Origin of the sequence: Flavobacterium sp. YO64, assembly GCF_004119505.1 — a bacterium.
GTDB classification, from domain to species: domain Bacteria; phylum Bacteroidota; class Bacteroidia; order Flavobacteriales; family Flavobacteriaceae; genus Flavobacterium; species Flavobacterium oncorhynchi.
This window is the reverse complement of record NZ_NRQV01000025.1, coordinates 1-14292: the sequence shown is the minus strand read 5'-3', so window position 1 is coordinate 14292 and position 14292 is coordinate 1. Positions and strand designations below refer to the sequence as shown.

Annotated in this window: 12 protein-coding genes; 9 read left to right on the top strand and 3 right to left on the bottom strand. The window is 32.6% G+C overall.

Translation table 11 applies throughout. From position 1 onward, the window contains the following. Positions 1 to 69 precede the first annotated feature (69 nt). Entirely contained in the window at positions 70 to 945 is an 876-nt protein-coding gene (locus BOW57_RS16170; protein WP_129055736.1) for a lysophospholipid acyltransferase family protein, read from the bottom strand. 112 nt (positions 946 to 1057) lie between these two features. On the opposite strand from BOW57_RS16170, the gene BOW57_RS16165 reads away from it, so the two are divergent. From BOW57_RS16165 to BOW57_RS16125, 9 genes are all read left to right on the top strand, one after another. After that, positions 1058 to 1696, top strand: coding sequence for a rhomboid family intramembrane serine protease (locus BOW57_RS16165; protein WP_129055734.1), 639 nt, complete (start codon positions 1058 to 1060; stop codon positions 1694 to 1696). A gap of 53 nt (positions 1697 to 1749) precedes the next feature. Next, complete coding sequence (locus tag BOW57_RS16160) at positions 1750 to 2442, top strand: SIMPL domain-containing protein (protein ID WP_089056121.1); 693 nt, start codon at positions 1750 to 1752, stop codon at positions 2440 to 2442. 813 nt (positions 2443 to 3255) lie between these two features. After that, entirely contained in the window at positions 3256 to 6444 is a 3189-nt protein-coding gene (locus tag BOW57_RS16155) for a SusC/RagA family TonB-linked outer membrane protein (protein WP_129055732.1), read from the top strand. Between the two features lie 12 nt (positions 6445 to 6456). Then, positions 6457 to 7881 (top strand): SusD/RagB family nutrient-binding outer membrane lipoprotein, encoded by a 1425-nt coding sequence (locus BOW57_RS16150; RefSeq protein ID WP_129055730.1) that lies wholly within the window; start codon positions 6457 to 6459, stop codon positions 7879 to 7881. A gap of 365 nt (positions 7882 to 8246) precedes the next feature. Next, positions 8247 to 10019, top strand: coding sequence for a mechanosensitive ion channel family protein (locus BOW57_RS16145; RefSeq protein ID WP_129055728.1), 1773 nt, complete (start codon positions 8247 to 8249; stop codon positions 10017 to 10019). Between the two features lie 230 nt (positions 10020 to 10249). After that, positions 10250 to 11272 carry an META domain-containing protein gene (locus tag BOW57_RS16140; protein ID WP_129055792.1) on the top strand — a complete coding sequence of 341 codons (1023 nt, stop codon included), beginning with the start codon at positions 10250 to 10252 and terminating at the stop codon, positions 11270 to 11272. Positions 11273 to 11398: 126 nt separating this feature from the next. Continuing rightward, complete coding sequence (locus BOW57_RS16135; protein ID WP_129055726.1) at positions 11399 to 12379, top strand: AraC family transcriptional regulator; 981 nt, start codon at positions 11399 to 11401, stop codon at positions 12377 to 12379. Positions 12380 to 12388: 9 nt separating this feature from the next. After that, on the top strand, positions 12389 to 12919 hold the full coding sequence (locus BOW57_RS16130; protein WP_129055724.1) for a hypothetical protein: 531 nt from the start codon (positions 12389 to 12391) through the stop codon (positions 12917 to 12919). Beyond that, complete coding sequence (locus tag BOW57_RS16125; RefSeq protein ID WP_129055722.1) at positions 12880 to 13377, top strand: AraC family transcriptional regulator; 498 nt, start codon at positions 12880 to 12882, stop codon at positions 13375 to 13377. Before BOW57_RS16130 ends, BOW57_RS16125 begins: the two co-directional genes overlap by 40 nt. Positions 13378 to 13430: 53 nt before the next feature. On the opposite strand, the gene BOW57_RS16120 is transcribed toward BOW57_RS16125, so the two are convergent. Together BOW57_RS16120 and BOW57_RS20785 are read right to left on the bottom strand one after the other, a co-directional pair. After that, complete coding sequence (locus tag BOW57_RS16120) at positions 13431 to 14066, bottom strand: GNAT family N-acetyltransferase (protein WP_129055720.1); 636 nt, start codon at positions 14064 to 14066, stop codon at positions 13431 to 13433. A gap of 46 nt (positions 14067 to 14112) precedes the next feature. Beyond that, a partial coding sequence (locus BOW57_RS20785) for a hypothetical protein (RefSeq protein WP_206734750.1) occupies positions 14113 to 14292 on the bottom strand: 180 nt, incomplete at its 5' end.

Genomic DNA, 14292 nt, shown 5'->3' with positions numbered 1-14292 from the left:
AAAAAACACCTCTTTCATTTATTTAGAAAGAGGTGTTTTTTTATGCTTTAATTTGAGATGTATTTAGAATTATTTCTCAATTCTGTGTTTCCATCTTTTATGCGTCCATAAATAATATTCAGGAGCTTCATATATTTGTTTTTCGACTTCTCTTAAGTATTTTTCGGTAATTTCGAAGTTTTCGTAGTCATTTGGATTGTCAGCCAATGATACAAAAGTAGCTTCATAATAGCCTCTTGCTATTTTATTTACTTTTACAAAAACCACACTCAAATCATATTTTTTAGCCAGCATTTCGGCACCCGTATGTACAGGAACTTCAATTCCCATAAATTTCATCGAATGAAAAATTCGGTCTAATTTTGGCGATTGATCACTTGCTAAACCATACATACTTAAAATTCCGTCACGCTGATTTTGCGCCATTGTTGGAATTGCTTTTTTGGTTTCAACTAATTCTGTATCGTATTTAGAACGTATTTTTCGCACCAATTTATCAAAATAAGGATTGGCTACTTTTTTATAAACCGCAACGCCTTGAAAAGCAATTTTACGATTAATAGTTAAAAGCCATTCGTAGCTGGCATAATGAGAAGCTACTAGAATAACACTTTTCCCTTTTTCGGCATATTCTTGTACCAAATCAAGATTAGTTACTTTGAATCTTTTTTCCATTTCCTCAGGAGAAATACTCATCGTTTTAATCATTTCAAGGAACATATCACACATATGCTGATAGAATTTTTTCTCGATTTTTTTTCGCTCTTCATCGCTCAAATGAGGTAAAGTAAGCGCTAAATTCGCTTTAACCACTTTTCGTCTGTAACCTACAACATAGTATATCAAAAAGTAGATACAATCTGAAAGTAAATAAAATAAGCGAAAAGGGAGTATAGAGATAAGCCAAAGTAAAGGATAGGCCAGTATATAAACGATAAATTGCATGTAGTATTTTTTTACAAATATAATTTAAAAATGAATAACCACCGATATTTTGGTTTGTGACGGAGTTATCTATGAGAATGACTATATTTACATTTCATATTAAATATTGTTTATGAATACCATTTTGATTGGAATTATTGTGGCGAATGTACTAATTAGCTATAAAGGATTTAATGATCTTTCTTTTTTTAGAAAATACGAATTTCATGTTGGAAGTATTAGAGCAGGAGAGCAGATACGAATGTTGTCATCTGGTTTTTTGCACGTCGATATGATGCATTTGATTTTTAATATGCTTACACTTTGGTTTTTTGCGCCGGTTGTTTTACAATGGCTTGGAACCTTTTCTTTTGTTTTAGTGTATTTCGGAAGTTTGATTTTTGGCAGTTTGCTTACGATGTTGTTTCATAAAAACGATTATAATTATCGTGCCGTAGGAGCTTCGGGTGCAGTTACGGGAGTTTTGTATTCGGCGATTTTATTGCAGCCAGATATGATGCTCGGAATATTTTTTGTCATACCAATGCCGGCGTATCTTTTTGGAATTTTATATTTATTGTATTCGATTTATGGAATGCGCGCCAAAAATGACAATATCGGACACACAGCACACTTTGGAGGTGCTATAGGCGGTTATTTGATTACATTGATAAAAGTACCTTCATTAATTGTAGATCATAGTTTGATGGTTGTTTTATTAGCAATTCCTATTTTGATCCTTTTTGGTATGGCAAAAATGGGCAAGCTGTAAGGACTGGCACAACTTTTGAAAGATCAATTTCAAATAACTTAAATATAACAAAAATGAAGAAAGTAGTATTATTTTTAACAATCATGTTTATGACTATGTCTTACGCTCAAGAAACAAAGCAAATTCCTCAAATCAATGTAAATGGTGAAGGAAAAGTAAAAGTAGCCCCTGATCAGGTTTGTATTTCAGCTACAGTTGAAACAAAAGGGAATAATGCTAAAGATGTCAAAAAGCAAAATGACGAAAAAATGGACGCTGTTTTAAAATTCATCAAAAAAATGAATGTGCCAACAGCTGATTTCAAAACAAAACAAGTGGCGCTAAATCCGCAATACGACTACGAGAAAAAGAAAACCAGCTATAATGCAACACAAACTGTTGAAATTGTATTGAAAGATTTATCAAAATATGATGAATTAATGGAAGGTTTGGTTCAGCAAGGGATTAACCGTTTAGACAAAGTTTCTTTTGAAACTTCTAAATTAGTACAACTTCAATCAGAAGCTCGTAAATTAGCGATGAAAGACGCTAAAGCAAAAGCAGAAGATTATGTTTCTGTTTTAGGACAAAAAGTGGGTAAAGCTTTTACAATTTCTGATAACTCTCAGGTGTATTACCCAAGACCAATGTATGCAGCAATGAAATCAGCAGAAGCTATGGATTCTGCAGGTGCTTCAAACGAAACTCTAGCAATTGGAGAAATCGAAGTGACTGCAAATGTCAGCGTAAGTTTTGTTTTAGACTAAGACTTATAAAATTTCAAAATATAAAATCCAAATTCCAATGTAAAATTGGGATTTGGATTTTTTTTTGAATTAGATTTTTCGGTTTTGATTTTGTATTTTTTGAAATGAGTTTTATCTCACTCGTTTTTTTACTAATACATAATTCCCGATTTAAATTGTAGAAATACTGAACCTCCAAAATGATCATTTTGGAGGTTTTTTTGTTTTAATGCGGTTTCTTATTTTGATAATTCTTTAAAAAATCTATTGCTATTTCTAATTTTAAACTGTTGATTTAAAAAAAATCTTACACCGAGTAAGTAGATGTTAAATGTGTTAAGTGGTTTGTATTTAGTTTGTTAAATATTGTTGTTTACTAGAGTTAACATTTCTTTTGTAAAAAAAGCAATTAAAATTTTGGGTTTATTATTTTAAAATATACTTTTGTTCTATCAAATTAGTAGAGTTTAAAATGCAAACGGCACCCAAAGATTAAAGAGTATCAAATATATTTCATTTTTGAATATGCAGAGAACCAATAAACAGTTTCTGTTTTAAGGTTATCACGGTTAACAATTCTTCAATCTCAAATTCATACCAATTTTTTAATCAAGATGCAGCCTTAGTATTAGGGCCGAGTTCTTGTGAAATCAGTTCAAATAATAGTAATCCAAAATAAAAAAAATGAAAAAGCGAATGTGCAGCAAATAAAAAACCATTTCTGTTGCAGCAGAAATGGCGAAGCTTAAAGAAATTGTTCATCTCTTAAAAGGAAAGCGATAATGGAGTAAATCCGTTTTCGGCTCACCTTATTTATTAAACTAAAACAAAGTAATGAAAAAAATATTAAATAGATATACTTGGTTGTGTATTTTGTTGATTTCCATAGGGATTAATGCGCAAGAGACAAAACCTCTAATTCAATCTAAACTCGAAGGAACAGTAATCGATGCTATTACAAAAGAACCGGTTATTGGTGCGTCAATAAACATTAAAGGCACTACGCATGGAGTTGTAACAGATTTAGATGGAAAATTCTTCTTCCAAACAGGACAAAAGTTTCCTTATACTTTAATAGTTAGCTATTTGGGATATAAAAAAAAGGAAGTTGTAGTTAATCAAAATTCAGTTACAATTGATCTTACTGAAGAACAAAATGTGCTATCAGAAGTAGTAGTTACGGCACTAGGAATTACAAAAGAAAAGAAATCTTTAGGTTATACTACACAATCACTTAAGAACAAGGATATAGCAGATACAAAAGAAACGAACTTTTTGAACAGTCTTGCTGGAAAATTAGCGGGTGTACGTATTACAAATTCTCAAGGAGACATGGGATCTTCACGTATTATTATTCGTGGAGAAACTTCTATCGCAGGAAATAATCAGCCGTTGTTTGTGGTAGATGGTGTTCCTGTAGATAACTCACAATTGAACTCTGGAGGTGCAACTCGTGATTTTAAAAATGCAATTTCAGATTTAAATCCTCAGGATATTGAGACATTGACAGTATTAAAAGGACCTAATGCGGCAGCGCTTTATGGATCTCGAGCAGCGCACGGTGTTGTTCTTATTACTACAAAATCTGGAAAAAGTCAAAAAGGACTTGGTATAAGTGTTAGCTCGGGTATAACAATATCGCAAGTTGCTACTTTGCCTAGTTTTCAAAATTCATTTGGACAAGGTTCAAACGGAAGATTTAGTTACGTAGATGGTAAAGGAGGCGGTATTAATGATGGTGTTGATGAAAGCTGGGGACCTAAATTAGACGGACGCCTTATTCCTCAATTTTACTCCAATGGTCAGGCAGTTCCTTTTGTGGCTAATCCTGATAATGTGAGAGACTTTTTTAATACAGGAATTACTTTTGATAATAGTATTTCTGTTGCCAGATCAGATGATAAATCAGATTTTCGTTTAGGAATAAACAATCAAAAACAAAATGGTACAGTGCCAAATAGTGAAGTAAATAAAACGAACTTTACGATTAACACTAATTATCAAATATCTAAAAATGTAAAAATAGGAGTAACAGGAAATTATATTGTTACAGATGCTCCTGCTTTACCAGGTGGTCCATCGGGAGGTCGTGCAGCTGGTGTAATGCTGCAGTTTCTTTGGTTCGGACGTCAGGTTGATATTAATCAGCTTAGAAATAATAGAGACGTAAATTGGAATAACAGTTACTACAGTAATCCATACTGGAATGCTTATTACAATACGACTAGCCAACAACGTAATCGTTTAATAGGAGATATTCATTTAGATGCAAAACTTGCAGACGGACTTAATTTTAAATTCCGTACAGGAGTTGATTATTATAACGATCGTAGAAAATACACGATTAAGTATGGTACAAATGGAACTCCTTTTGGATCGTATGCCGAAGATGCTTACACGGTAAGCGAAAGTAATACTGAAGGTATCTTTACGTATACTAAAAAACTGAGTGAAGATTTTAGTTTGGATGCTCTTGCGGGATTCAATATTCGTAACCACAGTGATGCAAACAATTATCAAAAAGCGCCACGTTTAGCGGTTCCTGATTTATATACATTAAACAATTCAAGAGATCCGTTAACATCATACAATACATTATCAAAATTAAGAGTGTATAGTGCATATGCTTCAGCACAATTTGGATATAAAAATTATGCTTTTTTAAATGTTACGGCCCGAAATGATTGGTCATCAACATTACCAAGCAGCAACCGTTCGTATTTTTATCCGTCTATCAATGGTAGTTTAGTGTTGTCTGAAGCTTTGAATTTAAAAAGCAATACACTTGATTTCTTAAAATTACGCGGAGGCTGGTCTGAAGTTGGTAATGATGCAGATCCGTATCAATTGTCTACAGTTTATAATTTTCAAACTGCATTCGACGGAAATCCTATTCAAACCTCTTCACAGAAAAAACTGAATGAGAATTTGAAACCAGAAACAACGCGTTCAACAGAAGTTGGTTTAGAGGCTTCTTTCTGGAAAAACAGATTGCATTTTGATGCCGCTTATTATAACACGAATAGTTTTGACCAGATTCTGGAAATAAAAACAACAGCTTCAAGTGGTTATAATTCACAATTAATCAATGCTGGAAAAATAAACAATCGCGGTATAGAGATTCAATTGGATGGAAGTCCTATTCAAACACAAGATTTCAAATGGAATGTAGGTGTCAATTATTCTAAGAACATAAGCAAAGTTGAGATTCTTGATTATGATAAACAAATTCAGAATTATACGATTGGTACTTCGGGAGGTGTTGATGTTTTAGCATCTGTTGGGCAGGCTTATGGTGCACTTTACGGTACAGCATATCAGCGTGATGCAAGCGGAAACATTGTAGTAGGAGCAAACGGATTACCAAAAGCTGATCCGCAAAAGAAAGTATTAGGACATTATACTCCAGACTATTTAGCAGGTGTGACAAATACATTGACTTACAAAAATATCGAATTTTCATTTCTTGTTGATGCGAGTGTAGGCGGAGAGCTTTTTTCAGGTACAAATAGAACGGGTAATTATACAGGTGTATTAGCGCAAACTCTTCCGGGTCGTGATGCGGAAAATGGCGGATTAAGTTACTATTATCCAAGTAATAACACTGCAAATCCGAAAACACTAGTTACTGGTGGAACTGCTCCAAGCGGAGTAACAGTATATGATGATGGAATGATTTTTAAGGGAGTGTATGCTGATGGAACTGCGAACAATCAAGTGATTAGTGCACAGGAATACTACAAAGCATCATATAACATTAGTGAAGCCTATATCTACAGTTCAACTTTTGTAAAATTAAGAGAAGTAAAACTAGCTTACAATTTAAATAAATCATTCGTTAAGAAGCTGGGATTAGAAGCTGCAAGTATAACTGCTGTAGGTCGTAATCTATTCTTTATTTATAAAGATGCGCCAAATATTGATCCTGAAACAGCTTTCAATACTGGAAATGCTCAAGGGTTGGAGAGTTTAGCTTTGCCAACAACAAGAAGTTACAGTCTTAATGTTAATCTTAAATTTTAAAAACACGAAATCATGCTTAAAAAACTATCATATATAACACTATTTGCATTGACGTTCGTGTCTTGCAGCGATACTTTGGATGATATTAATAAAAATCCAAATGCGACGGAAACTCCTTTAGCACCTTATTTGTTAACTGGGTCATTAAAACAAGGAGCTGACTTATATTGGGGCGATAATACAAACTTTAACTCGTCTTTGTTATTTGTACAGCATTGGGCTAAAATTCAATACACAGAGCCTGACAGATACGATGTATCTAATACTTCTTTTACTTCTTTATGGAATACTGGATATGCTACTTTGATTACAGATTTGAATACGATTTTGAACTTTTCTGATCAGCAGGCAAATTCCAATTATAAAGGGATTGCTTTAACCTTGCGTTCATGGACATTTTTATTGTTGACAGATGCTTATGGAAGTATTCCGTATAAAGAGGCGGGTTTGAAAGTAACTCCAGCCTATAATACACAAAAAGAAGTCTACACAGGATTGCTTGAAGATTTAAAACAAGCTCAGTCTTTGTTAAGTGCAACAAACGGTACTGTGACTGGTGATTTGTCTTATAAAGGAGATATTTCAAAATGGAAAAAACTGGTAAATTCGCTTCGTTTGCGTATCGCATTGAGAATTTCAGATAAAGAACCAGCTTTGGCTAAACAAGCAGCGATTGACGCAACTACAGATGCTGCGGGAGTATTGAGCAGCAATAACGATACTTTTAAATTTACGTATACTAGTTCGCCTCAACAAAATCCTGCTTCTGCTTGGTTTGAAACTCGTGACGATTTTCGTGTTTCAAAAACATTAGTTGATAAATTAACAGAGTTATCAGATCCGCGTTTACCCGTTTATGCGCAATTACCAACAGATAAAAGTGTAGTTAAATATGTGGGAGCAGGCAATGGATTAACTAATAGTGATGCCAATAGTCAAGGTTTTGCGAAGACATCAAAACCAGGAACTTACTTCTTGACTTCATCATCGCCAGCCGTAATTGTATCTTATTCAGAAGTATTGTTTAATCTTGCAGAGGCTGCAGCGCGCGGTTATATTTCTGGAGATGCGGAACAGCTTTATAAAAATGCAATTACAGCATCGTTTAATCAATTTGGAATTACAGATGCGACTGCTATTTCTAATTATCTTAATCAAGCGTCTGTAAAGTATGATGCATCAAATTACGCTAAATCGATTGGTACGCAAAAATGGATTGCATTTTACGGACAAGGTCTTGATGCTTTTACAGAATGGAGAAGGCTGGATTATCCTGTATTGAAAGCGGGGCCGTCTACAGTTTTGGATGGACAAATTCCATCTCGTTTCTTTTACCCTGGAACAGAGCAGTCGCTTAATGGCTCTAATTATCAAACAGCAGTTTCTGCTCAAGGAAAAGATTTGCTTACAACAAAACTATGGTTTGATGCAAAATAAATTGGATTCTGAAAAGAGTGTTCAAATTTAACTTCAGCCTTTTTTTCATTAATCGATAAAGTTAATTTTTGAAAAAAAATCAAATAGATCACTATCCTGATCCAATGTGATCAATTTGTAAAAGTCCTAGTGAAAATTAGGGCTTTTTTTATGGAATTTAGAATCTAATGACCGTATGCATTTCTAAATGTTTATATCCTTGTATATCATGATTTTGATATAAGACTCAAAGTATTTATTTTGAATTTTATTTTTCTAGGTCTTGATTATTGCGATGCAGTTTTGTTTTTTCTTATCAAAAAGATTCCTTTTATCTGCTATATTTCTTATTTTTAGTATTTTAAATCGGTAAAATAAATATAAGCATGATTATAGATGTAAAGCGTTTATTGTCTTATTCTCTTTTGTTTCTGATAGTATTGTTAAAACCAAATACTGCAACAGCGCAATTATTAGGTTCAAGTAAAACGCCAACTGAAGAACCTGCAAAAACTCCAGAAGATTCACTTGGAAGAAGAACACCTCAAGGAACAGTTAACGGATTTATTAAAGCTCTTGGCGACCAAAATTATTTACGTGCCAGTCAATATCTGGTGCTAAGTAAACGTTCCTATCGCAAGACTGCCGAAAGAATACGTATAGCAAAAACTTTCCAGCAGTTGTTAGATCAGGGTGGAACTTTCTCGCCATCTTCAATTATCAGCAGTAAAGAAATTGGGCGTATAGACGATGATCTGGCAACTGGTGTTGATCTTGTGGGAAGTATATCTACAGATAGAACAGCAATACAGCTTTATTTAGAAAACCAATCGGATGACAGCCAGCCGCCATTATGGCTTTTTTCTGCAGAAACGGTAGAGGCGATTGCTTCAGCAGATATTGCTGGAGAAAAAACTTTTTTAGACAGGGTATTGCCTGCTGTTTTGAAAGAACGAAAACTTGGAAATGTTCCCGTGGGGCATTGGGCAGTAGTAGTAATCATGACTTTAGTTTCTTATTTGTTTGCTAGATTACTGGTTTTTGTAATTGGTTTTTTGGTGCAAAAATTTTGGAAAAAAGCAGCAAGCGAAAAAGGCACCGCTGTTATAGATGCTTTTTCACTGCCAATTCATATGTATCTTACGGTAATTTTATTTGTCGCATTTACACAGCGCATGGGAATTTCTATAGTAGTACGTCAGCGTTTTAGTATTATTATATTAACAATTGGAATTCTTGCTTTCTTGATCCTGCTTTGGAGAATGACTGACTTTGTAAGTATGTATACACGAAGCAGAATGAGCCGAAGCGGTCGTATTTCTGCTGTTTCTGCCGTTTTATTTTTAAGTCGTACCACAAAAGTAGCCATCGTTATTATAGGTATTATTGCAATACTTGGTATTATTGGTGTCGATGTTACTGCTGGACTTGCTGCACTAGGTATTGGAGGTATCGCATTAGCATTAGGAGCGCAAAAAACAATAGAAAATTTTGTAGGCAGTGTGAGTCTTATTGCAGATCAGCCTTTGAGAGTGGGAGATTATTGCCGAGTTGATGATATTAAAGGGACAGTAGAATCTATCGGAATGCGTTCGACTACGCTTCGTACTTCTGCACGTACAATTGTAACGATTCCTAATGGGCAGTTATCAGCCAGTAAAATAGAAAACTATGCTCATCGTGATCGTTTTATCTTCAACCCGATATTTACTTTTAGGATGGAAACCACGCCTGATCAAATGCGTTATTTGCTGGTAGAACTTAGATCTTTACTGTATGCACATCCAGCAGTGTTAAATTCACCACCCATAGTGCGTTTTACAGGTATTACTGCCGATGCTTTGAAAGTTGAAATCACAGCCTATATAGAAGCAGTAACTTTTGAAATATCGCAAGAAGTGCAAGAAGATATATTATTACGAATGATGGATATAATAGAACAAAGCGGAACATCTTTGGCTTATCCTTCACAAACACTTTATATGGCTCGAGATACGCCTACGTCAAGCGAAAAGGCAGCAGCAATTTCGGAAACCGTTAAAAAATGGAAAGAAAACAGTGAATTACAGATTCCTAAATTTGATCCAAAACGAGTCGAAGAAATAAAAGACAGTCTCAAATATCCAGACGATGGCAGTTTTAAGCCAAAAGAAGAGTAAAAATACTATTATAGTAATCTTAAATAAAACAGAACGTAAGATTATTGTTCTAATTGATTAAATTAGTTGATTATCAGTATGTAGTAGTTAGATTGTTAAAGAAAAAGGAAGATTAATTGGTGATAAAAAAAAGTTAAAAGCATTCTGTATTTTAAAATGGCACAATTCATGCCTGCAAAAAAAACATGAATAATCAGAATGCTTAATCGGTATTCTAAAAAATTAAAATGATGAAAAGATTTAAAAGTATGTATGTTTTTGTGGTAGTATTATTATCAACATTTACATACGGTCAGGAAAGTTTAAAAATGTTTGTGAGAGAAAATAAAGTACCATGTCAAGGTGTTGGTCCTATGGAATGTCTTCAGGTAAGGTATGATAATGATAAAGAATGGCAGCTTTTTTATAGTCATATTGAAGGTTTTAATTTTGAAAAAGGAAATCGATATGAGCTAATGGTTACGAGAACAAAAAGACCAGAACCTATTCCTGCTGATGCTTCTTCATACTTGTATAAATTGGAAAAGATTATTTCAAAAACGGCTGTAAATAAGGAAAAAGGAATTTACAATACAAAAATGATTTTAACGCAGTTAAATGGTAAAAAGATAAGCAGCGGCAAAGCATTTATCACAATCAACAATGAAACTGGAACAATCAGCGGTAAAAATGGTTGTAATAACTTCAATGTGAAGTATACAAAGCTTTCTTCAAAAAATCAAATTAAAACAGCTGCTCCTTTTGGAACTTTAATGGCTTGTGATCCTGAAAGCATGAAATTGGAACAAGATTTCAGCGCAGCGATAACAAATAAGAAGTTCAAAATTGTGAAGAAAAACAATAAAGTTCAGTTCAAAAATTCAAAAAACAAAATTGTTATGGAGTTTTCTATACCAACTCAAAATGAACTTTGGAGTTTTATTGGTAAAAACAATTGGAAATTAATAGCACTTGAAAATGTTGGACAAGATTACGGCAGAGCTTCTATTAAATTTAACCCAGCTGAAAAGAAAGTGAGCGGAAATACAGGCTGTAATAATTTCTCAGGAACTTATGAAACTAATGACGATCAAGTTTCTTTTAATAATGTTGCCGTTACAGCTATGGCTTGTATTGGTGAAGAAGGTAATAAAACAGAACAAAAAATACTATCTTACCTAAACAATAAAGACCTGCGTTTTGATGTAGCAGATCAAACCTTGAATTTTTATCTTAATGATAGATTGGTAATGATGTTTGGGATTACAAAATAAATTAATTCTACAAAATCATCTTAAAGGAGATTAAAGAGTTACAAAGAATAATTAGAAAACCAGTGAAGTTAATTCACTGGTTTTTTTATTGAATAATTTAGTATTTTTATAGTAAATCTTTTTACTATGAAAGTCATTGAACATTGCTATTCTCTTGAAACAAAATGGATTGATGTAGTGGCAGAAGCTATGGGAGGAACTGTTGATGGTAACTTTATAAAAGGAGATAATGAAACCTATATTGGTACACATTTCGTTTTAGTAATGGAAGAAAGAATTTCAGCAATGCTCATTGATGTTTCCTACAAAGAAACAGTATTGTTAAAATACAAAAATGACTTAAAAAGATTTGTAGGATTGTATTTTTATATCACTAATCATAATATAGATTTTATATTAGATAAGGAAACTTCTGTAGTAGGTAAGTTTGATTATAATTTAACAATAATAGATAGTGCCTTAGAAACAGAGTATGCTGTAAACAAAGGAACGGGCACATATGTTATTTGCATCTTTATGGATAAAACAGCATTAAAAGAGTACATGGATAAGGTGCCCAGACTTAAAATGGTATCCAAAGATGTTTTTAATGCCGAAAAAAATACAATTATCAGTATGGGAAGAATGAGTACTGAGAGTTCTATTTTATTAAATGATTTTAGAAAACTATCCTATGACAGTTTCTTATTTGAACTTTATTTTAGAGGACTTGTTTATAATTTAATTGGGGATTATCTAGATCAATTATTAGAGAAAAAAATCATTATTGGTAAAGTCATAGGAGATGATGTAAAGAGCATTATAGCTTCAAAAGCTTTATTGCTAAAGTCTATTGAAGGAATTTTTCCGGGTATAGAATTTTTGGCTGAACAAGTACATATGTCTCCATCTAAATACAAAAAGTTGTTTACAAAAATTACTGGATTCAGTCCAGGAACTTTTTTTTCAGACAGTAAGTTAGAACATGCTAAAGAATTATTAGAAACGGGACAATATACAGTTAGTGAAGTTTCTGATAAATTGAATTATGCCAATATTTCTTATTTCGCGAAACGATTTAGCAGCAAATATGGAATTTTTCCAAAAGAGTATCAAAGTCAATTATAAAAAATAGTTATGAACGAAGTACTTCCAGAATTTAAGCATACTTATTACTTAACACCTGAATGGCGGCAAAAATTTGTTGATGATTTAGGATGTACAATTGTTAATGAAAACATGTATTTCCCAGAAGAAGTTGCAAGCGGTTCAAGCTGTTTTTTAGAAATTAACTCGGATTTTTCAGTGGTTATTGTCGATTCAATTATGAATATACCTCTTCGATTTACACGTATTCCTTCTGAGGATGATTTCTGGATTGTATATTATGATTTGAGCGACAGTGTTAGTAAGCATGTAATCGACGATGTAAATCATAAAATAGGATATAAATCCAAATTAAGTTTCGCGATTGTCGATAATAAAATCAAAAGTACTTATCTCTCAACAGTAGGAGAACGATTTTATACCTTAAGATTGTTTATTCGTAAATCTTATTTAAAAACGTTTTTTAAAGATACCGAATTTGAAAAGGATTTTAAAGATGTTTTTGATGATAAAAAAACAAAATGTTCTTTTACGGTCACATCGACAGCAGAAGTAAAGTAGTATTGAATGACTTGAAACAACAAAAAATAGGTAATCCTAATTATGAATTTTTATTAAAAGGAGCTGCTTACAATTTACTAGGATATTTAATTGAAAGATTGAATACTAAGATGCCTAGTATGGGAACTCATTTAGAGAAAGATATTGAAGCAGTTATGTTAAGTCAGGAGCATTTATTATCCAATCTTTTAATTCCGTTTCCAGGAATCGAATTCTTAGCTAATATTGCTAATATGTCGCCTACAAAATATAGAGCCTTATACAGCAGTATATTTGGAATGAGTCCGCCGTTATTTTTTAAAATTGAAAAACTGCTGCTCGCAAAAGAGCTGTTAGAAAGCGGCAGTTTTAAATTAATCAGCGATGTTGCTTATGAGTTAGGGTATAATAAAACCACTTATTTCTCATCTATTTATAAAAATTATTTTGGTGTTTTGCCTAATACAGTTCGTAAATAGGCCAATTAACGAATAAATCTTTATTAAAAAAGGAGTATATAATAATTTAATTTCTAATAATTAAGTTTATAATAGGGTATAGTTTGTGATTCTTCAAAGCCCAGTTTTTCAGCAAGTTTGTAAGACCCAACGTTTGATTTTCTACAAGCCCAAATAGGTTCGAATCCTTCTTCTAAACAATATTGAATTAATGCATGACAGACTTTGTACGCAATTTTTTTCCCCCTAAATTGTTCTTGTGTTTCAATTCCCAATTCAACATATTTACCATCTACAACAGCTGAGAATGCAAGTGAAGCAAGCGAATTTTTATAAAATAAACTATATCCTATACCATTGTTTATAAACTCATCAGAATTATGCCAAAAATATTTAGGAATAACACTTCCTTTTATGTTTTCAAAATCTTCTTTAGTTGTCTTCAAGATTACTATATTTTCATCTATTACTTCCTTTTTCGAATTTGCATACTTTGACAGATTAAATGTGAAATTTACTCTGATATCCAATTCAATAGGAGGAGTATGTGTATAAATACAATCTTTTAATGTCTTTTTTATTGTAAAATCCCATTCATAAGGATAAGCCTGCATCCATTCAACTTTGTTTTTTTCTACATTACGACTTAATATATTTTCTAAGAACTTATAGTTAATTTCATCACTGCTTTTACCCAACAACAATGACATTCCATACGAATGCAGAATATAGAAAATTTGAGGATAATCTGTATTATCAACAAAAAACTTCTCCAGTCATTTTTTGTTCCACAACATTTTTGGCAAAAAGAATATTAAACGGAACAAAATTAAGTTGTTCCATTATTTTGTTCCTATGTTTCTCTAAAGCATGTTTACTTAATAGTTCCATTTTTATTGTATTGAAATTTAGTACTCTTAATTTTGTTTTTAAGCG

Bases quoted from the DNA above. Each gene is read 5' to 3' on its own strand.
- BOW57_RS16155 (WP_129055732.1), top strand. From the start codon at position 3,256: ATGAAAAAAATATTAAATAGATATACTTGGTTGTGTATTTTGTTGATT.
- BOW57_RS16150 (WP_129055730.1), top strand. From the start codon at position 6,457: ATGCTTAAAAAACTATCATATATAACACTATTTGCATTGACGTTCGTG.
- BOW57_RS16165 (WP_129055734.1), top strand. From the start codon at position 1,058: ATGAATACCATTTTGATTGGAATTATTGTGGCGAATGTACTAATTAGC.
- BOW57_RS16130 (WP_129055724.1), top strand. From the start codon at position 12,389: ATGAACGAAGTACTTCCAGAATTTAAGCATACTTATTACTTAACACCT.
- BOW57_RS16170 (WP_129055736.1), bottom strand. From the start codon at position 945: ATGCAATTTATCGTTTATATACTGGCCTATCCTTTACTTTGGCTTATC.
- BOW57_RS16160 (WP_089056121.1), top strand. From the start codon at position 1,750: ATGAAGAAAGTAGTATTATTTTTAACAATCATGTTTATGACTATGTCT.
- BOW57_RS16135 (WP_129055726.1), top strand. From the start codon at position 11,399: ATGAAAGTCATTGAACATTGCTATTCTCTTGAAACAAAATGGATTGAT.
- BOW57_RS16145 (WP_129055728.1), top strand. From the start codon at position 8,247: ATGATTATAGATGTAAAGCGTTTATTGTCTTATTCTCTTTTGTTTCTG.
- BOW57_RS16125 (WP_129055722.1), top strand. From the start codon at position 12,880: ATGTTCTTTTACGGTCACATCGACAGCAGAAGTAAAGTAGTATTGAAT.
- BOW57_RS16120 (WP_129055720.1), bottom strand. From the start codon at position 14,066: ATGTCATTGTTGTTGGGTAAAAGCAGTGATGAAATTAACTATAAGTTC.
- BOW57_RS16140 (WP_129055792.1), top strand. From the start codon at position 10,250: ATGAAAAGATTTAAAAGTATGTATGTTTTTGTGGTAGTATTATTATCA.